The sequence below is a fragment of the Enterococcus sp. LX10 genome (genome assembly GCF_023539285.1).
Taxonomy (GTDB): Bacteria; Bacillota; Bacilli; order Lactobacillales; family Enterococcaceae; genus Enterococcus; species Enterococcus faecalis.
In genome coordinates this window covers 2,272,468-2,295,923 of record NZ_CP092784.1, presented here as the reverse complement: position 1 = coordinate 2,295,923, position 23,456 = coordinate 2,272,468, and the positions used below count along the sequence as shown (strand labels likewise).

General features: G+C 38.5%; 26 protein-coding genes and 1 riboswitch. Of the genes, 17 read left to right on the top strand and 9 right to left on the bottom strand.

Annotated features, from left to right (window positions below; all coding sequences use genetic code 11):
• Positions 1-149: 149 nt before the first annotated feature.
• From MKZ30_RS13405 to MKZ30_RS10780, 3 genes are all read right to left on the bottom strand, one after another.
• Positions 150-881, bottom strand: coding sequence for a DUF4950 domain-containing protein (locus MKZ30_RS13405; protein WP_502799339.1), 732 nt, complete (start codon positions 879-881; stop codon positions 150-152).
• Between the two features lie 353 nt (positions 882-1,234).
• Positions 1,235-2,800 carry a glycosyltransferase-like membrane protein gene (locus MKZ30_RS10785; RefSeq protein WP_033600458.1) on the bottom strand — a complete coding sequence of 522 codons (1,566 nt, stop codon included), beginning with the start codon at positions 2,798-2,800 and terminating at the stop codon, positions 1,235-1,237.
• A 90-nt stretch (positions 2,801-2,890) separates the two neighbouring features.
• Positions 2,891-3,466, bottom strand: coding sequence for a DUF805 domain-containing protein (locus MKZ30_RS10780; protein WP_002379789.1), 576 nt, complete (start codon positions 3,464-3,466; stop codon positions 2,891-2,893).
• A gap of 165 nt (positions 3,467-3,631) precedes the next feature.
• Here MKZ30_RS10780 and MKZ30_RS10775 point away from each other — a divergent pair, with 165 nt between their 5' ends.
• From MKZ30_RS10775 to MKZ30_RS10750, 6 genes are all read left to right on the top strand, one after another.
• A complete protein-coding gene (locus MKZ30_RS10775) occupies positions 3,632-4,402 on the top strand; it encodes an alpha/beta fold hydrolase (RefSeq protein ID WP_010816737.1) in 771 nt (256 codons plus the stop codon).
• Positions 4,403-4,489: 87 nt separating this feature from the next.
• On the top strand, positions 4,490-5,032 hold the full coding sequence (locus MKZ30_RS10770; protein ID WP_002385677.1) for a 5-formyltetrahydrofolate cyclo-ligase: 543 nt from the start codon (positions 4,490-4,492) through the stop codon (positions 5,030-5,032).
• A gap of 10 nt (positions 5,033-5,042) precedes the next feature.
• On the top strand, positions 5,043-5,753 hold the full coding sequence (locus MKZ30_RS10765; RefSeq protein ID WP_002362481.1) for a rhomboid family intramembrane serine protease: 711 nt from the start codon (positions 5,043-5,045) through the stop codon (positions 5,751-5,753).
• A 17-nt stretch (positions 5,754-5,770) separates the two neighbouring features.
• Positions 5,771-5,989, top strand: a complete 219-nt coding sequence (locus tag MKZ30_RS10760; RefSeq protein ID WP_033600460.1) for a YqgQ family protein — start codon at positions 5,771-5,773, stop codon at positions 5,987-5,989.
• Positions 5,990-6,961: an ROK family glucokinase gene (locus MKZ30_RS10755; RefSeq protein WP_002356333.1), complete on the top strand. Its 972-nt coding sequence runs from the start codon at positions 5,990-5,992 to the stop codon at positions 6,959-6,961.
• 15 nt (positions 6,962-6,976) lie between these two features.
• Entirely contained in the window at positions 6,977-7,375 is a 399-nt protein-coding gene (locus MKZ30_RS10750; RefSeq protein ID WP_002356334.1) for a rhodanese-like domain-containing protein, read from the top strand.
• 51 nt (positions 7,376-7,426) lie between these two features.
• Here MKZ30_RS10750 and MKZ30_RS10745 read toward each other — a convergent pair whose 3' ends face one another.
• Both MKZ30_RS10745 and MKZ30_RS10740 read right to left on the bottom strand, forming a co-directional pair.
• A complete protein-coding gene (locus MKZ30_RS10745) occupies positions 7,427-7,825 on the bottom strand; it encodes a hypothetical protein (protein ID WP_002407937.1) in 399 nt (132 codons plus the stop codon).
• A 167-nt stretch (positions 7,826-7,992) separates the two neighbouring features.
• Positions 7,993-8,529 carry a hypothetical protein gene (locus MKZ30_RS10740; protein ID WP_033600462.1) on the bottom strand — a complete coding sequence of 179 codons (537 nt, stop codon included), beginning with the start codon at positions 8,527-8,529 and terminating at the stop codon, positions 7,993-7,995.
• Between the two features lie 309 nt (positions 8,530-8,838).
• On the opposite strand from MKZ30_RS10740, the gene MKZ30_RS10735 reads away from it, so the two are divergent.
• Together MKZ30_RS10735 and MKZ30_RS10730 are read left to right on the top strand one after the other, a co-directional pair.
• Positions 8,839-9,189, top strand: coding sequence for a DUF488 domain-containing protein (locus MKZ30_RS10735; protein ID WP_002362343.1), 351 nt, complete (start codon positions 8,839-8,841; stop codon positions 9,187-9,189).
• Between the two features lie 13 nt (positions 9,190-9,202).
• Positions 9,203-11,041, top strand: a complete 1,839-nt coding sequence (locus MKZ30_RS10730; RefSeq protein WP_033600463.1) for an FAD/NAD(P)-binding protein — start codon at positions 9,203-9,205, stop codon at positions 11,039-11,041.
• A gap of 162 nt (positions 11,042-11,203) precedes the next feature.
• Here MKZ30_RS10730 and MKZ30_RS10725 read toward each other — a convergent pair whose 3' ends face one another.
• Complete coding sequence (locus tag MKZ30_RS10725; protein WP_002356337.1) at positions 11,204-11,371, bottom strand: DUF3042 family protein; 168 nt, start codon at positions 11,369-11,371, stop codon at positions 11,204-11,206.
• 267 nt (positions 11,372-11,638) lie between these two features.
• Between MKZ30_RS10725 and galE the strand changes: the two genes are divergently transcribed.
• The 8 genes from galE (at position 11,639) to thiD (ending at position 19,155) form a co-directional block, all read left to right on the top strand.
• Entirely contained in the window at positions 11,639-12,631 is a 993-nt protein-coding gene (gene galE / locus MKZ30_RS10720; protein WP_002388439.1) for a UDP-glucose 4-epimerase GalE, read from the top strand.
• Positions 12,612-13,862: a UDP-glucose--hexose-1-phosphate uridylyltransferase gene (locus MKZ30_RS10715; protein WP_025191181.1), complete on the top strand. Its 1,251-nt coding sequence runs from the start codon at positions 12,612-12,614 to the stop codon at positions 13,860-13,862. The genes galE and MKZ30_RS10715 overlap by 20 nt, the downstream gene beginning before the upstream one ends.
• 71 nt (positions 13,863-13,933) lie before the next feature.
• Positions 13,934-15,694 carry a DNA polymerase III subunit gamma/tau gene (gene dnaX, locus MKZ30_RS10710; RefSeq protein WP_033601109.1) on the top strand — a complete coding sequence of 587 codons (1,761 nt, stop codon included), beginning with the start codon at positions 13,934-13,936 and terminating at the stop codon, positions 15,692-15,694.
• A gap of 20 nt (positions 15,695-15,714) precedes the next feature.
• Complete coding sequence (locus tag MKZ30_RS10705) at positions 15,715-16,029, top strand: YbaB/EbfC family nucleoid-associated protein (RefSeq protein ID WP_002382484.1); 315 nt, start codon at positions 15,715-15,717, stop codon at positions 16,027-16,029.
• 147 nt (positions 16,030-16,176) lie between these two features.
• A riboswitch (TPP riboswitch) is annotated at positions 16,177-16,265 on the top strand.
• A 140-nt stretch (positions 16,266-16,405) separates the two neighbouring features.
• A complete protein-coding gene (gene thiW / locus MKZ30_RS10700) occupies positions 16,406-16,894 on the top strand; it encodes an energy coupling factor transporter S component ThiW (RefSeq protein WP_002356342.1) in 489 nt (162 codons plus the stop codon).
• On the top strand, positions 16,878-17,696 hold the full coding sequence (gene thiM / locus MKZ30_RS10695) for a hydroxyethylthiazole kinase (RefSeq protein ID WP_002382486.1): 819 nt from the start codon (positions 16,878-16,880) through the stop codon (positions 17,694-17,696). The genes thiW and thiM overlap by 17 nt, the downstream gene beginning before the upstream one ends.
• Entirely contained in the window at positions 17,693-18,328 is a 636-nt protein-coding gene (gene thiE / locus MKZ30_RS10690) for a thiamine phosphate synthase (protein WP_002368794.1), read from the top strand. Before thiM ends, thiE begins: the two co-directional genes overlap by 4 nt.
• Positions 18,325-19,155 carry a bifunctional hydroxymethylpyrimidine kinase/phosphomethylpyrimidine kinase gene (gene thiD, locus MKZ30_RS10685; RefSeq protein WP_002382487.1) on the top strand — a complete coding sequence of 277 codons (831 nt, stop codon included), beginning with the start codon at positions 18,325-18,327 and terminating at the stop codon, positions 19,153-19,155. The genes thiE and thiD overlap by 4 nt, the downstream gene beginning before the upstream one ends.
• A gap of 92 nt (positions 19,156-19,247) precedes the next feature.
• Here thiD and MKZ30_RS10680 read toward each other — a convergent pair whose 3' ends face one another.
• Positions 19,248-19,604: a winged helix-turn-helix transcriptional regulator gene (locus tag MKZ30_RS10680; protein WP_002356348.1), complete on the bottom strand. Its 357-nt coding sequence runs from the start codon at positions 19,602-19,604 to the stop codon at positions 19,248-19,250.
• 144 nt (positions 19,605-19,748) lie between these two features.
• Here MKZ30_RS10680 and MKZ30_RS10675 point away from each other — a divergent pair, with 144 nt between their 5' ends.
• Positions 19,749-20,921 (top strand): MFS transporter, encoded by a 1,173-nt coding sequence (locus MKZ30_RS10675; protein ID WP_002382489.1) that lies wholly within the window; start codon positions 19,749-19,751, stop codon positions 20,919-20,921.
• 69 nt (positions 20,922-20,990) lie between these two features.
• Here MKZ30_RS10675 and MKZ30_RS10670 read toward each other — a convergent pair whose 3' ends face one another.
• The gene (locus MKZ30_RS10670) at positions 20,991-22,352 is read right to left on the bottom strand and encodes an MFS transporter (protein WP_002382490.1); all 1,362 of its coding nucleotides are present in this window, start codon (positions 22,350-22,352) and stop codon (positions 20,991-20,993) included.
• Positions 22,353-22,515: 163 nt separating this feature from the next.
• The gene (locus MKZ30_RS10665) at positions 22,516-23,301 is read right to left on the bottom strand and encodes a TraX family protein (RefSeq protein ID WP_033601110.1); all 786 of its coding nucleotides are present in this window, start codon (positions 23,299-23,301) and stop codon (positions 22,516-22,518) included.
• Between the last annotated feature and the right edge of the window lie 155 nt (positions 23,302-23,456).

The window sequence follows — 23,456 nt, the reverse complement described above, 5'->3', positions numbered from 1 at the left end:
ATCCAATGTCGCAATTTTTGCTGAGTCAGTCGGTACAAGGTCTAGTTCCACTTCGTCAAACTGATTGCCATCAACTGGTATCCCAAAGTAAATGGTAGATGGTCCAGTTCTACTTTTATAGACTATTATCTATTAGTATACCTAAATTTCTATTTAATTCGTAATGACTGACCAGGATAAAAAACAGAAGTTTCAATGCCTGGATTTAATGCTAATAATTCTTCTAAGGTTAAACCATTTCTTTCGGCTAACTGTCGCCCACCTTCACCACTTCGTACCGTATCGTATATAGGTTGGTCTGATTTAGAATTTTGTATTTGTTCACTAGAATCAGAGTTTTGAGGTGGTTGCTGTTCAGATTGTTCAAAAACTTGCTGAGTTTGATTATTTCTTTCAATTAATTGTTCCAACGTAATATTACCTAGATAAGTGTATATTTGTCCATTAACAGTTAAAGTACCATCATTATTTTTCGTTACTGTTCGGGGCGTATTATTCAAAAGAAACGTCATTGTTTGATTACCATTCTCATCCACAGAAAAACTTACCTTTTGAAGAGGAACATTCGATTGAGTAATGTTAGTGAGTGTTCCGTCAGCATTTATAAAAAATAAGTTATCACTTTGAGGAATACCCCAACCGCCTATAAAATCAGCTAAGCTAACTTGTGGTAGCGGTTCTTTAGTAGTAGATGAAGAGGTAGATTGGTTTGTTTCAGATGAGACGTTTTGATAATTAGAGTTGGTTTCTTCCGTTTTATCTTTTTGAGTGGAAGAATCAATACTTTTCTTTATGTAAGGTTTCAAAACTAGTTTTGCTTGGTTATCAGAATTGTTTGTCTTAGTAGGAGTGAAAAGTAGATTTTGCTTTTCTTTTTTTATCTTGTAAGCTACTTCTTTTCCTTCATTTTCCCAACGAATTTGATTGTTTTTTAGATGGTATTTGACTTTGTATTCTATTTTATTTGCAATTTGTTTACCTAATTCTTCGCCTGCTTTTTCCAAATCATTTTTTGCAGTTGATGTGTGTTCATCTGTATTGATTTTGAAAGTAGCGGTATCTTCGCTGAATGATACAATCATTACTACTTCATCAACGTTGGAGTTTACGGCCCACTCGTTTGCCATTAGCTCTTTTGTGGTCACTTTATTTCTGCAAGAAGTAAGGGTCAGTAAGGATAAAAAAACAATCAACCCCAGTAAACTTTTTTTCATTTTTAACTCAATCCTCTTTTCTATTTTACTATTTTTTTGTATCTTCGAATCTCTCTCAACCCCAGCCAACCACTCGCTGATAATAAGTACCAAAACGGCATAAACTGGATTAGATAGCGAGAGCGGCCGCCTTCAAAGAGCAATAAATACAGAATAGCTCCAATGAAAGCTAATTTTAAAATCGCGTAGTTATTTTTTGAATCTTTTAGAGGGATACTGAACAATAGACCTAGTAATGTGAGTAAATAGAAAAAATGCATATAAATTCGTAGATAGTTACTTTTGGGATTTTGCGGATAATACAGTGACCGCAAGTGTTCTTGCCAACGATTTTTAGAAGGTGTTTCTGGAATTAAATCACCGCCATCCCAACCCCAGTCAAAATCACCATTGGCAGTATTATGACGATTTTTTTGAGCCAGAAAACGGAGATAACCGAAGAATCCTTTATTTTTTAAACGGTCTTGAATCGTTTTTATGGTATAAGCTTTTTTGGCTTCTTGTGTAGGCAACTGATTTACTGCTTGTGTATCTGCATCATTGTAACCGCCAGTTCCCGTCAAACCCATCATTACAAAAAGTGTCCAAGGTTTGGCTTGTTCTTTATCAATTTCCGTAATCGTTTGTTTTTCCACAAAAAATTGAAAACTATAATATGCGCTGGCGAAACCAGTCAGTAAAAAGAGAGCAACCACGGTTAATTTTACGATAGACTGTTTGTTCCGATTTACTAAAAGAAGTTGCAGCACTTTTATACAACTAAATGCAATAAAAAAGATAATAGACGAAGGTTTCATTAAAAAACACCAAGCTAGGCCAATTCCAATAAACAGTAATAAACAATATTTTACGAAGGGAGGGGAAACCTGGTCAAAAAGGCTATATGCAAAAAAGACTAGGTTGATGAACAATAAGACGGCCGTATCTGTATAAGGCGTTAGTAACCATGGAGATAATCCGAAAGAAAGAAAAAATAAACTGTAAGCAACGAAGGCCGTTAATGGATTAAAGACACGTTTAGAGGCATGATAAAAGAGAAATAAACTGCTATTAATAAACAAGCAATTAACCACTTGCCAACTAAACCAAGTATTGCTCCAGCTCTCTGTTACATCAATGAAACGCAAAAATTTATTAAGGTAATACATCATGAAAAAGAAAAATTCGTTATTGGGGTTTAAAGAAAGTACGATTTTTGAATAATCCTTATTTTCAGTGGTAATACTATGAAAGTTGTCAAAAACATCCCAACCAATCGGCACAGTAATCTGCGTCAGGAGTAAAAGTTGTAGTAAAAATAAACTGATCAAACTACAAATAATAACCACACGATCATGGGTTTTTATTAAGTGCCAGAGCGCTTGAATCTTAGTGTAAAGAAATTTTTTGTTTTTATAAATAATCAACAATAGAATAATTAATAGAGGAAGTAAAACAAGCAAGTGCTTAGGCTTTTCCCAAAGAATTTTTACCAGCGAATAGGGAGAGTTAATTGCGCCGTAAAAGACAAATAAAATAAAAAAAGTAAAAATATAATTTTCTAGATTCAGAATCCGTTTAAAAGTAGCCATATTTTCTCCTTCCATTTTTTTAGCTAGACTAGTTCTTATTTTATCATAAAGATTTTAAAATAAGAAAAAAGCCCTTCTTTTAAAAGAAAGGCTTAAAACTTTTCCTTACTTCACTTCTTTGTAACGGAAGAAGAAGCGTAAGACGCTATTTTGGCTAGTTGTTGTTAGTTTATCTGTCGGTAAGACTGTTAGTAAGAAGAAAAACAGACTAATCACAAGAGTGAAAAATAAGAAGACGGGACTGCCACCTGTTATCACAGTATCTGTTTGAACGTCATATTTAAAAGTTGACATAACAGAGAAAACTTGTGTATAGCTACAGGCAATAGAAAGTAGATATAAAACAAGCACGCCCCAACCTGTCATCCCAGCATCACGATAACGACGTACACACATTGCCCACGTTGGTAATAATAAAGCTAACCATAAAACAAGTGCAAAAAGCATCAACGGTAATAAGTTCCCAAAATCATAGGTTTCAAAATATTCAGCTGCTAAAATTGCTGACACGGCTTTGCCGACAATGGCAATATAAAAAATAAGTGCTAAAATGCTTAATACCAGTGTCATCCACCAATAACCAGCACGTGTGGTCCGACCTTTAAAATCAACATATCCACGAAAATAATCTTTAAAAGCTTGTCCAAATGTTACTTTGCCTTTTTCCTCAATTTTAACCATAAAAACACCCCTTTGTATTTAATAAAATGATTATAACGGAAAGTAATAAAATAGGAAAATGCGAATTCGCATATTTTGTGATTTTTTTGATAAATCATATAAAGAGCAGGTTTTATCAAAAAACGGTAAAATAAGAGAAGATATTTTATAATGGAGGAATCATGAATGAAAATCAGTATTAGACATCGCTACATAGCAAAAATTCCAGCATTAGAAGTGACAACAGAAGATCAAAAAAACGAAGCATTACCTCTAATTGTTTACTATCATGGTTGGCAATCGGCAAAAGAATTATCTTTAACACAAGCAAGAAAATTAGCACACGAGGGGTTTCGGGTCATTTTACCAGATGCCATGAACCACGGAGAAAGAAAAACAGGACCTATTTCCACGATTCCTTCGATTACATTTTGGAGTAGCATTCAATATAATTTGATTGAATTTCCAGTAATTATCCATCATTTTCATAAATTAGGGTTGATTAAAGAAAATTGGATTGGCGTGGGTGGTGTATCCATGGGCGGTATTACTACCAGCGCTCTTATGACCCAACATCCTGAGATTCAAGCTGCTGCTTGCTTAATGGGAACACCCTATCCGGCGCGCTATATTCAGCGAGTGATTCAACGGGCGAAAGAATTTGCTATTTTTGTGCCTAAAGACTTGCCACTATTGCTAAGTTGGGTGCATCAATACGATTTATCACAAACGCCAGAAAGACTGCAAGAACGACCGATGCTGTTTTGGCATGGAACGGAAGATGAAAAAATTCCCTATGAAGATATGGCTGATTTTGAACAATTAGTGTCTGGGAAAACGTATGCGAGAAATACGCAATTTATAACGGAAATCGGTGAGCGGCATTTAGTGAAAGGGGAAACAATGGATTTGGTTGTTGACTTTTTTAAAGAAGCGTCAAAAACGTTAGAAAAATAACGGGATTTTTCAAAGAGAAAAGGGGAATCAGCTTGTTTTTTAAGAACACTTTCTATAAACTTAACAGAAAAGGGGTTGAAGGTGTACATGGAGAAAAACAAGTTGAGAAAAGTGGGCTTAACTGCCCTGGAATGGCTAAAACAACATCCGGAAATTAAACAACATAAAGAATCAAGTCTCTATGAACAGTTGTTTGCTAGTCAGCAATGGCAACAAGCACAAACAATCGGAATGATTCGGTCGTTACCGCTAGAATTATCAACACAGCCAATTTTCGAACGGGCCATGCAAGAAGGCAAGCAAGTGGCGGTGCCGCGAACATTTAAAGGAGGCAAAATGTACTTTTATCAAGTTTTTCCAGAGACGGTTTATGACACCAGTGCATTTGGCGTGGAAGAACCTCCGTTAACAGCGGCAGAAATAACAGCTACAGCGATTGATTTATTGATTGTGCCAGGGATTGTTTTCAATCGGGCTGGCTATCGAATAGGCTTCGGCGGTGGTTTTTATGATCGTTATTTGGAACATTTTTCGGGCCATTCATGTAGTTTAGTTTTTAGTGAACAACTCCATGAACAATGGCAACCAGAAGCGTTTGATCAGCCAATCGAACAATTATTTATACAATAGGAGGAATGGAATGAATTATCAAACAGAAATGAAATTGAAACGGCTAAAAAATCAGCCGTTCATTACGTATGCCCTTTTAGGTATTTCAATCATTGTTTTCCTTGGATTGGAATTAACTGGAGGATCAGAAAATATTTTAAACTTAGTTAATTGGGGAGCAATGGTTCGTCCACTGGTAGCTCAAAATCATGAATACTGGCGGTTTATCACGCCAATGTTTCTTCACATTGGGTTTATGCATATTATTTTGAATATGGTTACTCTTTATTATATCGGCGCACAGGTTGAGGCAATTTATGGGCATTGGCGCTATTTGGGAATTTATTTATTGAGTGGGATTGCTGGAAATATCGCCAGTTTTGCCTTTGGGACACCCAACAGTGTCTCAGCCGGTGCTAGTACAGCGCTTTTTGGTTTGTTTGGCGCATTTGTTATTTTAGGACGCCATTTTAGAGACAATCCAGCGATTATGTATATGGTGCAACGCTATTCAATGTTTATTGTGATTAATTTGTTATTTAACTTGTTTAGTAGCTCTGTAGATATGATGGGTCATGTTGGCGGTCTAATCGGTGGACTATTAGTCGCGACGGCTTTTGCTGTTCCAAATCGTGAAGAAGCATTTAATAAGCACGAGCGAATTATGGCCACATTAATTTTTATTTTTCTTGTCGTAATTTGTCTGTTATTGGGTTTTAAAAAATACGGTTTACCTGTATAATAAGGAAGTGTTTTCGTATGGAAACGTTATATGATGTACAACAACTTTTTAAACAGTTTGGGATGTATATTTATGTCGGTGCACGGATTTATGATATTGAGTTAATGATGATTGAATTAAAAAAATTGTATGAAGGTCAATTGGTAGACCGAGATACGTATTTACAGGCCCAGCATATTTTGCAAAGAGAGCATCGAATAGAAGAATCTAGAGGGAAGCAGAAAGGAATCGACTAAATGGATAAGAAGATTATTGGGATTGATTTAGGTGGAACGACCATCAAATTTGCTATTTTAACAACCGATGGCGTTGTTCAACAAAAATGGAGTATTGAAACGAATATTTTAGAAGATGGCAAGCACATTGTGCCATCAATTATTGAAAGTATTCGTCACCGTATAGATCTTTATAATATGAAAAAAGAAGATTTTGTGGGAATTGGTATGGGAACACCAGGGAGTGTCGACATTGAAAAAGGAACTGTTGTAGGTGCCTATAATTTAAACTGGACGACTGTACAGCCTGTCAAAGAACAAATCGAATCTGCTTTAGGAATTCCGTTTGCCTTAGATAATGATGCCAATGTTGCCGCTTTAGGTGAGCGTTGGAAAGGCGCGGGGGAAAACAATCCCGACGTGATTTTTATTACTTTAGGAACAGGTGTCGGCGGAGGCATTGTTGCAGCAGGAGAATTACTCCACGGTGTTGCTGGCTGTGCTGGTGAAGTTGGGCATGTGACGGTTGATCCTAACGGCTTTGACTGTACCTGTGGGAAACGTGGCTGTTTAGAAACTGTTTCTAGTGCCACTGGTGTCGTTCGTGTTGCACGTCATTTATCAGAAGAGTTTGCAGGTGACTCTGAACTGAAACAAGCGATTGATGATGGACAAGATGTTTCAAGTAAAGACGTTTTTGAATTTGCCGAAAAAGGCGATCATTTTGCTTTAATGGTTGTGGATCGTGTTTGTTTCTATTTAGGCTTGGCCACAGGAAACTTAGGTAACACGTTAAATCCAGATAGCGTGGTTATCGGTGGAGGTGTTTCTGCAGCAGGAGAATTTTTACGTAGTCGTGTCGAAAAATATTTCCAAGAATTTACCTTCCCGCAAGTTCGAAATAGTACAAAAATCAAATTAGCAGAGCTAGGTAATGAGGCCGGCGTGATTGGTGCCGCTTCACTAGCATTACAATTTTCAAAAGAGAAATAGAGAGGGCTTTTTAGAATGAGTATTTTATGGGTAATCAATGGCATTTTGCTAGTTATTGTACTAGCGATGGTATTCAATGAATTATATTTGAAAATTATGGTGAAACGTTCAGCAAAAATGCTGACGGAAGAAGAATTTAAAGAAACAATGCGTAAAGCACAAGTGATTGACGTTCGTGAGAAAGATACATTTGATGCTGGGCATATTTTAGGGGCGCGCAGCATGCCATACAGCATGTTAAAAACAACAATTGGTTCTCTTCGTAAGGATCAACCTGTTTATCTTTATGATCAGAAGAAAGCTTTAAGTATTCGAGCAGCTAATTTATTACGAAAAAATGGCTATACTGATATTTATATTTTAAAAGGCGGCTATGATGGCTGGACTGGGAAAGTGAAAAAGAGAAATAGTTAATAAAAGAGACAGAACGTATTTATCATTAATGATAAATACGTTCTGTCTCTTTTATTCGTTTAAATTGTAATGTTCTCGAATGGCTTGACGAATTTCACCTAAAGTTGTGGCGTTAGGATCGGTGTCGCTATCATAGACGATTTCATCTGGTGTGCCTTCGCCTTGAATAACTTGTCCATGAATGAAGCCTTCTAAAGCATATAAAATCGTTGTATCATCTGCTGAACTTAACTGCACCATTTCACTCCATTTTTCGAGAGGGTTTTCTTGTTTTTCTGCATCTTTCAATGCTGCTTGAATAGTGGGGTTAATTTCAGTTTTTACTGCTTGCTGTGCTGACAAAGCATCTGCTTTAACTGTCAGCAAATTTTGTTTGAAAGTAAATAAGCACACGATGCTACTGACTAGGAAAAAAAGTATCAGCGCTGGGTATAGGTTCTTTTTTTTCATGTCAATACTCCTTTCTATAGTTACCAGTTCGCAACAAGATAGCTTGCACCAGGAATTGGGTTATAGGTATAATAGGTAGTCAAATTGCCTGGACCTGTATGGTAACGAGGAGAACCTGGGTAGACGCTAATTCCGTGAGCGATACCTGTTCTATACGTATTTCGTGCCTATGAAATACTACCAATCATAGCAGAGTCTTTAAATGTATACCAAAGAAGATAAGCTCCAGTGCCGCTTTGCGGAAAATAGTTATAACCAGCAAAGCGCCAACCGCGAGAACTGAAGGAATTTGAAGTAAGATAAGTATCTTTACGAACCATTATATTATAATTTTTGTTATTTGGTGCAGGTGAACCTCGTCTGATTAATGAAATAGTTAAGTCTTCGTTAAGTGAATATTTTTGTTTGTTTCGATACTCTTCGACTGTAATAGATAAAGGGGATGTTTCAGGTTCTACAACAGCAACTACATTTTGTGTATCAGGATCTATAATTTCAATGCCATTTCCAGAAACGATAGAACCATCAGGTAGAACAGCAATTTTTTCATCTGCCTGCATTTTATCAAGAAAAGTCTCCACACTATCAATATCTGGTGGTGATTGTTTTAATTCAGCGGCAGAAGTGACAATAGGAGGAAAAAACAAAGACAACAAACCAACACTTGTAAATCTGATAAAAATTTTTTCATAATACTCATCCATCCTTTTTTTATTTAATTAAATTGTAATAATTGTTGCTGTAGAAATCAATGGTTGTTTAATTATAAGAATTTATGATAGAACCAGTTATATTAACAAAATGATACAAGGTTTTTCAAAAAGCCATATTTAGTATCTCTTCGACTCATTTTTAGAATAGTATCAATTTTTTTATGGTTAAAAAATAATTTTTCTTTTTACTGCTAATATAAAGATATTCTTGATTTATTAGTATTTTAATTACAAGAACTTACTTTCTTTTTTGTCAGTCCTCACTTTTTGAGCTACAATAAAGAGAAGAGGTGAAGGCAGATGATTCAAATCAAGCGAGCATATGAAGCACCGACAGAGCAAGATGGCTACCGTGTTTTAGTTGACCGTGTTTGGCCACGAGGAAAATCCAAGGAATCTGAAAAGTTAGATGAATGGCTCAAAGAAGTGGCCCCAAGTACAGAGCTACGGAAATGGTTTAATCATGAAGCAAATAAATATCCTGAGTTTAAACAAAAATACCAAGAAGAATTGAAACATGAGCCAACTGCCACAGCGTTTAAGCAGTTACAGACAATTGTAAAAAATCAGCCAGTAGTCACGCTGGTCTATGGGGCGAAAGATACAGTGCATAATCAAGCGGTTGTCTTAAAAGAATTATTAGAAAAATAGAGTAGGTGATTGGATGAAAATTGCAATTGTAGGTGCTGGACCCAGAGGCTTATCAGCTGCAGAACGAGTCATTGAATGGGCTCGTAAAACGGAAATAAATGTTCAGCTCACGTTGTTTGATCCATACGGTCCAGGTGGGAAAATTTGGCGAGCAGAGCAACCTAATTATTTATTAATGAACACCGTGATTAGTCAAGTCACTTTATTTACAGATGAATCTTTTAGTGGCGAAGGACCAATTGTCAAGGGACCCACTCTCTATGAATGGACCCAAACAGAAGCTGCGCAGTACATTCAACAGCAACAACCCTATAATTATCTTGAGTTGTTGAAAGAATGTCATCGCCTTGGACCGAATGATCACTGCTCGAGGGCTTTTTATGGCATGTACCAAAAATGGTTTTATACGTATTTAGCCACGCGATGTAACGAACAAACATCGCTGACGTTTTTTAAAGAGCCAGTAACTGCTGTACGGGCAGGAGAGGATAACTATTATGTGTACACCCAATCCATTGAGTTTACGGCAGACAAAGTAATTTTAGCCATGGGTCACCAAGAAAATGAATTAACGACTGTTGAACAAGAGCTTGCGGACTACGCCAAGGAGCATCGTTTGTTTTATTCTTCCCCTAAAAATGCGGCGGATGCTTTATTGGCACTTGCCAATATACCCGCAAAACAACCTGTTGTGTTAAAAGGCTTAGGTTTGGCATTTTTTGACTATTTATCTGCCTTGACGATTGGCCGCGGGGGTGTTTTTTCTCGTCAAAATGGCCGCTTACGTTATGAACCTTCTGGAAGAGAGCCTATTATTATTGCTGGTTCTGGTCGCGGTTTTCCTTCTCATCCTCGAGGGAATAATCAAAAAGGCTACGGGGAAACCTATCAGCCTGTTTTTTTAACCGAAACGTATTTAGCTGAATGTCGTAAAAAAGGACAGGTTACAGGCGCAGAGTTTTTTGGGTATTTAAAAAAAGAAGTGGAATATGTGTATTACACTTGCTTAATCGAAGAAAAATATCCGCATCTTTCTAAAGAGGCCTTTCAACAGCTGTTTATTCAAACCAAGGGAGCGCCGGAAAGCTTAGCCCACTTTGAAAAACAAGATTGGTTTGATTGGCAAGCGTTAGAACATCCTGAAACAAAGAAAACCACTCATGAACGTTTTCGTTCGTTTTTACTAGAGTATTTAAAATGGGATATTCAAGAAGCAGAGAAAGGCAATCTTAGCGGTCCTTTGACCACTGCTTTAGACAGTTTAAAAGATTTAAGAGATCAGATTCGCTTTGTTTTGGATGAAGGGTTATTAACGAATGACGAGAGTCAAAAGTGGTTGTGGCATTGGTTTACCCCGTTGAATACCTTTTTGTCAGTGGGACCTTCTGTTGAAAGAACAGAAGAGCTACAGGCGTTAGTTGAACTGGGATTAGTCACGATTCTGGGGCCAGAAATGCGTGTCGAAATGAAAGCGGGTCAATTTATTACTTATGCTAATTTGTTTCCGGAAAATCGGTATAATAGTCACTTTTTAATTGAAGCACGCATTCCCAAAGTTAATAATGAAAAAAGTTTGAATCCTTTAACGAGGCAGTTGTTAGCCGATAAGCTAGCTACGCTCCATCAACTGGCATTAGCTGATGGTCAAATAGTCAAAACAGGTGCACTCTTGATTGTGCCTGCCACGAATCAAGTCATCACAAAAGATGGACAGGTGGCGACAGGCCTTTTTAGTTGTGGTATTCCAACAGAAGGGATTCATTGGTTAACAGCCGCTGCAGCTCGTCCTGGTGTGGATCCTTGGAATATGCGCGATATGGATCGGATTGCTGCCACTATTTTTAATAGTTAAGAAAAATAGTCAGCTCCTTTGGTAAAAAAGAAAGCATAACAAGTGGTCATCCATCGCTTTGATGGATGACCACTTGTTATGCTTAAGAGAATCAACCGAGCCAGAAGCGCTCCTGTTGATTTCTTGGCGTTAGATTTTTTATCTCAACGTCACAGCTATTTTTTAACGTGCAATACGTTTACGCATCGCTTTTTTACGGTTTTCTTCAATCATATCTTCTTTTTCTTCAATTGGATCAATGACTGTTTTTTTAATAGTTGTAGCCACACCGGCTAAAGCAGCAACTGTGATAGCAGTACCGACTAACATACCTGATACAAATTTTTTCATCGTTCATTCCTTCTTTCAAATTGTATTTGTTTCTATTATGACGGAAAAAAGCAAAAAAATCCAATAGTTACAATGATTTTTCATAAACTCTACGACTAATTTAGAGATTTGTTAAAATTTACCAAGTCTTTTCTGTATTTTGATAGGAAAAATGAATAAGGAGAAATGGCCAAATTAAATCCTGTTTACAAAATGAAATAATTCAGAAGTAGACCTTATTTAATGGTACAATAGAAAAAGAAATTAGAGAGTAAAAGGAGCGTATTTATGTCTATTTTAGTATTAGGTGGCGCAGGCTACATTGGCTCACATGCCGTCGATCAATTAATTTCAAAAGGATATGCCGTTGTGGTTGTTGATAATTTATTAACGGGACATCGTTCAGCAGTTCATGAACAAGCGACTTTCTATGAAGGCGATATTCGTGATAAAGCTTTTTTACGTAGTGTCTTTGAAAAGGAATCAATTGAAGGGGTGTTGCACTTTGCGGCCAATTCTTTAGTAGGAGAATCCGTGGAGAAACCGTTAATGTATTTCAATAACAATGTTCACGGCACTCAAATTGCCTTGGAAGTCATGCAAGAATTTGGAGTGAAACATATTGTTTTTTCTTCCACAGCGGCCACTTATGGCGAACCAAAAGCAATGCCTATTACAGAAGAAACCCCAACGAATCCTAAAAACCCGTATGGGGAAAGTAAATTAATGATGGAAAAAATCATGAAATGGTGCGACAACGCTTATGGAATGAAATATGTTGCTTTGCGTTATTTTAATGTTGCGGGAGCAAAAAAAGATGCCTCAATTGGTGAGGATCACACGCCAGAAACGCATATTGTGCCAATTATTTTACAAGTGGCATTAGGCCAACGAGCAGAGCTAAGTATTTTTGGGGATGATTATGATACACCCGATGGCACGTGCATTCGAGATTATGTTTATATTGAAGACTTGATTGCAGCACATATTTTGGCTTTAGAATACTTGAAAAATGGCGGCGAAAGTGACGTCTTTAACCTTGGTAGCAACAACGGCTATTCTGTTAAAGAAATGTTAGATGCTGCTCGCGAAGTAACAGGTCAAGAAATCCCTGCGACAATCGCGCCACGCCGAGCAGGGGATCCTAGTACATTAATTGCTTCTAGTGAAAAAGCCAAACGAGTTTTAGGCTGGCAACCAGAAGTAACTGAGGTCAAGGACATTATCGCCACCGCTTGGCAATGGCACCAAGCTCATCCACATGGATATCAAGAAAAGTAATAGGAGGAATGAATCGATGACCACGAGTCAAATGATTGCCGATTTTACCACACTTGCTATTCAAGCAGGTGGTTGGATGGAATTGGATCGCTTATATCTTCAGAACCGTTTATTATCAATGATTGGTGAACAAGAATTAGGCGAAGTAGACATACGGCCTGTGGCAACACCCGCCGCTGATTTGGCGGAACAATTGTGTCAAATTGCGAGTGCCAATCAACTTGTAAAAACAGAGCAACAAAAAGAACAGTTCGTGGTGCAATTGATGGATTTGTTGACACCGCCACCTTCTGTGGTTAATGCTTTTTTTGCACAACATTATGCCAAAGAGCCACAAGAGGCTACCGAGTATTTTTACCAACTTTGTCAAAAAAACGGTACGGTCATTGAACAGGAAGAACCTGTTGTTTTTTCAACAGTCTATGGTGATTTTTTAGCAAATAAGGTCCACAGTGAGGCGCCAAAAGCAACGCTCTCTGCACAAAGATATCCCCGCTGTGAATGGTGCATGGCAACAGAAGGCTACCAGGGAAGTCAGCAATTTCCTGCGACTACGAACCATCGAGTGATTCGAATGAACTTAGATGGCGAAAGCTGGGGGTTTTCCTTTGTAAAACAGGCACAATATCAGCAACAAGGTGTGATTGCGTTTGAAAAACATCAGGCAGCGAAACGTTCAGTTAAGACTTTTCAGCAATTGTTGAAAATTGTTGAGGTCTTTCCTCATTATTTTGCTGGGATTGATGCTGTCTTTGAACAAAATGAGCATGTCTATTATCAAACGGGTTTGCAACAATTTCCATTAGCCGAAGCGAGCATTTCAGAATATGTTGAGTTAGCTAACTATCCTTTAATCAACGCAGGAATGGTGAATTGGCCAGTTGCGACATTTCGCTTAGAGGGACCGAATGCGTCAGAAGTTGCCCAAGCCGCAAATGATATTTTTGAGCAATGGCAAACGCTGAAACTGCCAACGGATGAGATACAAATCGTTGCACGACGAAAAGAACTTTTATATGTCATGGACTTAATTTTTAGTCGACCTCAAGCAAAGCCTTCGTTAACGTTAGCAGAAGTCCAAGGTTTAATGACTTGGAGCAACCAGAAAACGCAGGCACTTGAAACTGTCGCTTCAGCGTATCAACAGCGACTAAAAGAAGCCAGTGCGTTTGCAGAAACAAGTGAAGGAAAAGCGGCTTTTTTAGCAATGGTTGCGCCGGTGACTCATTAAAAGAAAAAAGATGCCGAATGACTAAAAATCACGTATAATAGATAAGAATGAAAAATAAGGGAGGGTAAAAAATGGCTTATCAAGCACTTTATCGGGTCTGGCGTTCACAACGTTTCGATGACGTAGTAGGACAAAAAGCAATTACTCAGACACTGAAAAATGCGATAGTGCAAAAGAAAACATCTCATGCCTATTTATTTACTGGCCCTCGTGGTACAGGTAAAACCAGTGCCGCAAAAATTTTCGCTAAAGCGATTAACTGTAAACATAGTCAAGATGGTGAACCTTGTAATGTTTGTGAAACCTGTGTAGCCATTACGGAAGGTCGTTTAAATGATGTCATTGAAATTGATGCAGCGAGTAATAATGGCGTGGAAGAAATCCGTGATATTCGTGATAAAGCAAAGTATGCACCGACGCAAGCCGAGTACAAAGTTTATATTATTGATGAAGTTCATATGCTATCAACAGGCGCGTTCAATGCACTTTTAAAAACCTTGGAAGAACCACCACAAAATGTTATTTTTATCTTAGCAACGACTGAACCACACAAGATTCCGTTAACGATTATCTCACGGACGCAACGCTTTGATTTTAAGCGAATTAGTACGCAAGATATCGTCGATCATATGGCCCATATCATGCAGGAAATGGCTCTCGATTATGAGGAACAAGCCCTTTATGTGATTGGGCGTGCTGCGGAAGGTGGGATGCGAGATGCCTTGAGTATCTTGGATCAAACGATTTCATTTAGTGATGAAAAAGTAACACTGGAAGATGCAATGCAAGTGACAGGCAGCCTAACCTATGAAATGATGGATCATTATATTCAGTGTTGTGTCGCCGGTGATGTTGAACGAGCATTAGAAGGCTTGGAAAGTATTTTAGGCGAAGGCAAAGAAGCACGCCGTTTCTTAGAAGATTTGTTATTATATTGTCGAGATTTGCTGATGTATCAGCAAGCACCGAAGTTATTAGCAGAAAAAGCAGGAACTTTGACAGAAGCATTTAAGGAACTAGCTACACAAACACCTGCTGAAAAAATCTACCAACTAATCCAAATTTTAAGTGATACACAAAATGAGATCCGCTTTACCAACAATGCGAATATCTATCTGGAAGTAGCCACTGTCAAATTGGCTAAAACGGTGCAACCCAATAAACACAATACGCCAGAAACAGCTAATCAAGATGGTAGTGCAGAGGGAAATCCAGAATTAGCAGATTTACAAAATCAAATCGGGCAACTGAAGAAAGAACTGGCTGAATTAAAGAAACACGGTGTAACTACCAAAGAAGCAGATGCGCCACGTCAACAAGCACGACCACAAGCGCCAAAAAGTTCGTTCCGTGTACCCACAGAACGGGTATATCAAGTCCTAAACGAAGCGACTAGAACACATTTAATGAATGTGAAAAATGTCTGGGAAGACTTACTGCAAACATTATCTGTGACTCAACGAGCGATGCTCAAAGCTAGTGAACCTGTCGCAGCGAGTCCTAAGGGCATCGTGGTGGCATTTGACTATGAGATTGTTTGTGCTCGTGCAACATACGATGAAGAGATGCAGTTAGCTTTCAATAATAATTTAAGCCGTTTGATGGACTATACACCAGAGATGGTCTGCATTACTAGAGAAAGCTGGCCAAAACTAAGACAAAGTTTTATTAACCAAAATCAGGGCAGTTTGAATCATTCTGAACCTGAAAATGAAATGGCTCGTCTAGCGGACGAACCGCCTGCAACAAATGAACATTCACAAGAAAATCCAGTAGTAGATGAAGCAATTGCTATGTTTGGTGAAGAGCTTGTCGAAGTACTAGATGATTAATACGAAGGAGTCGAGGAATTATGATGCGAGGAATGGGCAACATGCAAGGCATGATGAAACAAGTACAAAAAATGCAAAAAGAAATGGCCAAAGCGCAAGAAGCGCTAAATGAAAAAGAATTTATCGGTGAAGCAACCAATCAACTTGTGACAGCGACATTTACTGGTGATCGCACAATGAAAGATTTGACCATTAAAGAGGACGTGGTTGATCCTGAAGACGTTGATATGTTACAAGATTTAGTCATTATGGCTGTCAACGATGCGTTAGTAAAAATTGAAAAAGAAACCGAAGCAACTTTAGGTAAATACACCAAAGGAATGCCAGGATTCTAAAAAATAAGACAAACGAAAGTATGAAAAACGTCATGCCCAAAAAATCGAACTTTTTGGGCATGACGTTTTTTCTGTTTTTGTGGGAAAACTCTTTGGCAATTTTAGTAGTCGCTTCCAAAAAACTATGCTATACTAAAGCCAATTAAAGAGAAACATTTGGGGTGCTATTAGCTGAGATTATACCCATGGAACCTGAAACAGTTAGGACTGGCGCAGGGAAATGTCTTGAAATTTTGACCGATTATTGCACCCAACTACGTTTATTTGTGGTTGGGTTTTTCTGTCTTTTTCAGTCGCGCCTCCTTTTGCTTCTCGCAGAAAGGAGTTTTTTTACGTGGAAAAAAATCGAATCCACAGAGTTACGTTACTGGCTTTAATGATTGCGATGGACGTTGTATTATCGCCGTTAATGCGAATTGAGGGAATGGCCCCTATGTCCAGTGTCATGAACATTATTGCCGGAGTTTTATTAGGTCCTCTTTACGGAACGCTCATGGCACTTGTCTGCGGCTTAATCCGTATGACATTCTTAGGTATTCCGCCATTAGCGTTAACAGGTGCCGTTTTTGGCGCGTTTTTTGCTGGTTTATTTTATCAATGGGGACAAAAATTAGGCTGGTCGATGCTAGGAGAAATTTTTGGTACAGGCATCATTGGCTCGTTATTGTCCTATCCTGTAATGGTTTGGTTTACTGGCAGTAAGCAGAATTTTTATTGGTTCATTTATACGCCACGATTTATTGGCGCCACACTGATTGGTTCAGTGATTGCTTGGCTTGTCTTAGTAAAACTGAAAGAAACTCGGGTATTTAAACAAACACAGGAATTATTTTTGGGAGGGTACTTTTATGAAAACAAGCGTTAAGTTTGAAACGATTTTTCCACTGACAACGGCACCATTAATTCAGTGCATTACGAATGAAATTACGTGTGAGTCTATGGCGAATGCATTACTTTATATTGATGCTAAACCCATTATGGCAGATGATCCCCGGGAATTTCCGCAGTTGTTTCAGCAAACCAGTGCCTTGGTTTTGAATTTAGGCCATTTATCACAAGAACGAGAGCAGAGCTTGTTAGCAGCTAGTGATTATGCTCGGCAAGTGAATAAACCGACCGTAGTCGATTTAGTCGGTTATGGCGCCAGTGATATTCGCAATGAAGTTGGGGAAAAGCTGGTGCACAATCAGCCAACCGTTGTGAAAGGGAATCTTTCAGAAATGCGGACTTTTTGCCAGTTGGTGAGTCATGGCCGAGGAGTGGATGGCAGCCCTTTGGATCAAAGTGAAGAAGCAATTGAGGAACTGATTCAGGCTTTACGTCAACAAACGCAAAAGTTTCCCCAGACGGTATTTTTAGCAACAGGGATTCAAGATGTTTTGGTTAGTCAAGAGCAAGTGATTGTCTTACAAAATGGTGTTCCTGAGTTGGATTGTTTCACTGGCACGGGCGATTTAGTCGGCGCATTAGTTGCCGCTTTATTAGGTGAAGGCAACGCGCCAATGACTGCGGCAGTAGCCGCAGTGAGCTATTTTAATCTTTGCGGAGAAAAAGCCCAGACTAAGAGCCAAGGGCTGGCCGATTTTCGCCAAAATACGTTAAATCAGTTATCTCTTTTAATGAAGGAGAAGGATTGGTTTGAGGCGGTGAAAGGACGAGTGCTATGAGAGAGCAATTGAAAGTTTATTTGGTGACAGGCCGGTATGATTTTAGTGATACTGAATTTTTAAAACGAATTGAAACTGCTTGTCGCAGTGGAGTGACATTGGTCCAACTGCGTGAAAAGGAAGTGTCAACACGGCGTTTTTACGAATTAGCAGTGAAAGTTAAAGCGGTAACAGATGCGTATCAGATTCCGTTGATTATTAATGATCGTGTCGATATTTGCTTGGCAGTGGATGCGGCAGGTGTGCATATAGGGGATGATGAATTACCGGTTGCTCTTGTGCGAAAACTGGTTGGGTCCACAAAAATCGTAGGTGTTTCAGCCAAAACGGTGGCACGAGGAGTTGAAGCGGAAAACGAGGGCGCCGATTATTTAGGCGTGGGCGCAATTTTCCCCACAACGACTAAGGACAGTCCGTTAACTTCTTTGCAGACACTTTCTGAAATTGCTGCAGCAGTCACGATTCCTGTTGTGGCGATTGGTGGGATCAAAGAAGAAAATATAGAACAACTTATGGGAACGGGAGTGGCTGGTGTTTCACTGGTCAGTGAAATTATGCTGGCTGAACAGATAACCGAGAAAGTTCAAGGGTTGATGCGTGTAACGGAGCGAATGTTGGAGGCGAGAAAATGACCGAATATAATTTGACCCCACAAGTAGTCACGATTGCTGGTTCTGATTCTGGTGGGGGAGCTGGCATGCAAGCAGATTTAAAAACATTTCAAGCACGGCAGGCATTTGGCTTAAATATTGTCATTGCATTGACGGCACAAAATACGTATGGCGTGCAAGATAGCTTACCGATTCCTAGTTCATTTATTGATGCACAATTTCAATCACTGGCGGCTGATTTTAAAATTGGGGCAGCGAAAACGGGGATGTTAGCAGATAGTGAGCGTGTCGAAGCTGTTGTTCGCAATTTGCAGAAAGTTGATTTTGGTCCGTTGATTGTCGATCCTGTAATGGTGGCTAAAGGTGGACACCATTTGTTAGAAGCCGAGGCAGTTCAAACGATTAAAGAGCAACTGTTGCCATTAGCAACGGTCGTGACACCTAATTTACCAGAAGCAGAAGTTTTACTAGAGACGACCATCAAGACAGAACAAGAAATGCAGACCGCAGCAAAAAAATTACAGCAATTGGGCACAAAAAATATTATTATGAAAGGCGGACATAGCACAAATCAACAAGCGGCTGATTATATATTAATGGAAGACGGTTCGAGCTTTTGGCTAAGTGCACCACGAATTGTAACGAAAAATACTCATGGAACAGGAGATACTTTTTCAGCGTGTATCGCAGCCGAATTAGCAAAAGGTACGCCGTTAGAAGCGGCGATTGTGATTGGCAAACAGTTTATACAAGGGGCCATTAGCCAAGCAATTTCTGTTGGACATGGCCACGGACCCACTAATCATTGGGCCCAATTAACGCAAGATATTCAAGTTATTAAAGCATAAGAAGAGCCTGGGGAAAAATCTAAAATGATTTTTCCCCAGGCTTTAAATAGCTTAAAGTTCCCTCTTAATATAGTTTATAAACGTTTTGTTCACTAATCTTCACATTTTAAATAAATTTCTTGGCCTTGTTCTTGCAAATGAGCCACGTGGGATTCTCCCCAATTACATAAGTTATCTAAGACAGCAGAGAGGCTTTGACCATAATCGCTTAAATAATATTCGACTTTTGGTGGAACTTGGTTGTAAACTTTCCGCTCGATAATGTTGTCTTCTTCGAGTTCCCGTAATTGTTGTGTCAGCATTTTTTGACTAATGCCAGTAATGCCGCGTTTTAAATCGCTGGGGCGCATGGCGCCGTGCCGTAAATTACACAGAATAATTGGTTTCCATTTGCCGCCAATAACATCCATCGTTGCTTCGACACCAATCGCATATGTACGAGTTTCCAAAAAACATTCCTCCTTAATAGGTTGATAATAAACAAAAGTTACTAAAAGGTACCTATGATACAAAAAAGTAGGTACTTATCAAAATTTCAATCTTAGTATATAGTAATTTTTGTTGAAATTCAAATGTTTTTTAGGAGGAAGAGAATGGAAAAGAAAATTTCACCAAATTTAACGCTCTTTGCATTAGCTATCAATGCTTTCGCAATCGGTTCAACAGAATTTATTAGTGTGGGTTTATTACCAATGATTGTTAAAAGTTTTCATATTAGTCTTTCCCAAGCAGGTTTGACTGTTTCTTTATACGCTTTAGGTGTGACGATTGGGGCGCCGTTATTAACAATTTTGACAGGAAAATGGAATCGTCGCTCATTAATGCTGGGGATTATGCTTCTTTTCATTAGTGGGAATTTAATTGCTGCGTTTGCGCCAACGTTTATTATTTTATTGGTAGGGCGGATACTTTCTGCATTGGCGCATGGTATTTTCATGTCTGTTTCGACTGTCATCGCCGCAGATGTTGTGCCGCCGTCACGTCGAGCTAGCGCTATTGCTATTATGTTTACGGGCTTAACGGTTGCAACAGTGACTGGCGTACCTTTAGGGACGTTTATTGGGCAACAAACAGCTTGGCATATGTCCTTTCTTTTTATAGCCAGTATTGGCTTGGTGGGACTGATTGCTAGTTATTTTTTAGTTCCCAAAAATTTACCGATACCAGGAAAGGTTGACTTAAAAGGAATCACGCGGATTTTTACGAACAAACCCCTCGTTTTCTCTTTTCTAATTACTGCTTTTGGTTATGGTGGAACGTTTGCTGCATATACGTACTTGTCACCGTTATTGGAAAATTTAGGCTTTTCAGCCAATGCGGTAGTGATTATTTTAGTTGTTTATGGCGTAATGGTTGCAATTGGCAATACAGTAGGTGGTCACTGGGCAAATAAAAAACCTTTAGATTCGTTAGTAAAAATGTTTAGCTTATTAATTCTGTCCTTAGTCTTTTTATTTATTACTGTTTTAATGGATAACAGTCTTCTAGGCTTATTAGCAAGTTTGATGTTGGGTCTATTTGCCTTTATGAATGTACCTGGTTTACAACTATATGTTGTAGAATTAGCGGAAAAGTATGTTCCAGAAGATATCACTTTGGCCTCAGCTTTTAATATTGCAGCCTTTAATATTGGGATTACCGTTGGCTCAATGACAGGTGGGGTAGTCACAGATCATTTATCAGTAACATATACACCGATTTTTGGTGGCTTTATCGTGTTGATTGCCGTCTTGTTCGTACTATATATTCGGAAGCAAGAAGCATAAAAAAACAACTATCTTTAGAAAACTAGAAAAAAACAGCTGGTCACTACGGAACGGACCAGCTGCTTTTTTTTAAGCTTTTTTGCGGAAATAATTCCAGCAAGCAATTAAAACAATTACTAATAAGGTTAACAAGAAAATCAGAGAAATGAGGGAGCCCATCGTTGTCCCCTGAGCAAAATTATCTGCGTGGTCTTGAGCGATATTAATAATCGTCGCTACGATGGCCGTCGCAATAGCGCCAGAAAATTGTTGAAGTGTATTAAATAACGTATTACCGTCGCCAAAATCTTTCTCCTCTAACAAGCTCATACCAGTCGTCATCATATTACTGTATGCAAAACCTAGACCAATCATATAGGTAACATGTCCAGCGACGAATCCTAATAAAACAGGCATCTCTAGTAAAATTGTTAAAGCTAGCCAACCGATTGTCGCCAAACTTAAGCCAAATAATATAGGTTTTTTAGCGCCGTATTGATCCAACACTCGTCCAGAAAGTGGTGCCAAAATGGCCCCGACTGTAGCACCTGGCAGCATGACTAGCCCAGCTACAAACGCATTTTTTCCAAGGACGATTTGAACAAAGTTTGGTAAGACAAAGGAAATACCTAACAATAAGAATTGACAAACTAAAAAGCCACATAAAAATAAAACGAAGGCGGGATTTTTTAAAATTGTCAAACGAACTAGTGGCTGTTCAGCGGTCGTTGCTCGTTTATAAAAAATAACAAAGCCAATAACGGCTGCCAGAAGTGAAAGCCAGCCAAACAATGTGCCAATTTTACTTAAAAACATCAACAAACCACTAAATAACAGGGCAATACCAATTAAACTAACCAAATCAAGAGTGGTGGTTTTTTTAACAGGTATTTCTGGAATAGCCGATAATCCCATAAACAAAGAAAGTAGTAAAATAGGAATTAAGAATAAAAAGATGGCGTGCCAAGACAGGGAAGATGTTAAGATTCCACCATACGTTGGACCAATGGCTGGAGCAATTGAAGTGGTCAATGTGCCTACCCCCATCATCGTTCCCCGTTTTTCCAGCGGGGTAAAGTTCAAAATAATATGAAACATCAGTGGCAAAGCAATCCCAGTGCTAGCCCCTTGGAAGAGTCGGCCTAATAACAAGATACTGAAAGATGGCGAATAGACATCAATCGCTAAACCAATCAAAAAGAAAAGATTCGCAACGATAAATAAGCGTCTTAGCGAATAGGTTTTTAATAAATAATTGGATAAGGGCACCATGATAGAAATAACTAATAAATAAATCGTTGTCACCCACTGCACGGTACCGGTGGAAACACCAAATTCCTTTGTTAATGTCGGAAAGGTTACATTCATTGCTGTTTCAATTAATACGCCAGCAAAAGACATAATTCCTGTCGCTAAAACGGCAGGGAATAATCGTACGTTTTTTTGTTCCATTTAATCACCTCTATAGTTTTCATTTTTTCGTAAAAAAATAGAAGCAGTTTCTATAAGAATAGAAACCGCCTCTCTCTCGACACGCAACTTGCGTGTTATCTGTACGATTTGTTTACATGTTGCATTGTAAACAGTTTTTAGGCAATCGTCAAGAAGAAAATAATTAACGTTGCATGAAGAAACTAATAATTGCAAAAATAGCAATGTGAGCTGGATAGAAAATATAAAAGAAATTCCGCATGCCACGGCCTTTTTCACCATTATAAAGAATAATTGGAATCGCTGCTAAAATCATCATCCATTGGTGATTCGCCCCGAATAGTTCTTGGAAATTATAGCTGGCTGCTGAAATCAACGCAACAACGCCAATCGCTGAAATTTGTAACCACTTTTTGTCATGGAATAAATAAAAAGCCACAGCCAAGAGAACAAATAAAAACCCGCCTTCTGTCATCATTAGTGATGGCACAATCAGATTGAAAAGTTGGAAACCAATTAAGATAGCAGGGTTGCTTAATATGTCTGGAGAACTAAAAACGACGAAAGGTAGAGCACTGATTAATAAAGGCACAATAAACCAAAGAAGCCCTTTACCAATTTGTTTTTGTTTAAAATAGTCCATAGACTGCATGTAGACCGTACCTAAAAATAACGTCCCAAAAATATTATTGATAATTAAGCCACCTGTTGAAAAATACGCATTTAAAATGCCGTTCAGAATCCCCATAATCCAGAAGCCTAACAACAACCGGAACATGTATTTTCGCCGATTGCTTGTGTGAATGAAGCCTTCAGAACTTTCAAATAAGAAAATAGGTGCAGCAATTCGTCCAATCCATCCGAACCAACCAGGCACGCCTAAAAAACTAAAAAATTGCAATAGATGGTCAAAGACCATTGAAATAACCCCAATGACTTTCAAATGAAAGCCAGTTAATGTTTTACCCATAGTATAAACGCCTCTCTTTCATAAAGAACAATATAACAAAGTTCAGAAAAACCAACCATTTATTTGCCTAACAGTTATCTTACAAAATTGTTTGATTTCTTCAGCTTTTGATGAAAGAAAAAAGTGCCAAGACTAGTTTTTATAATTATTCTATG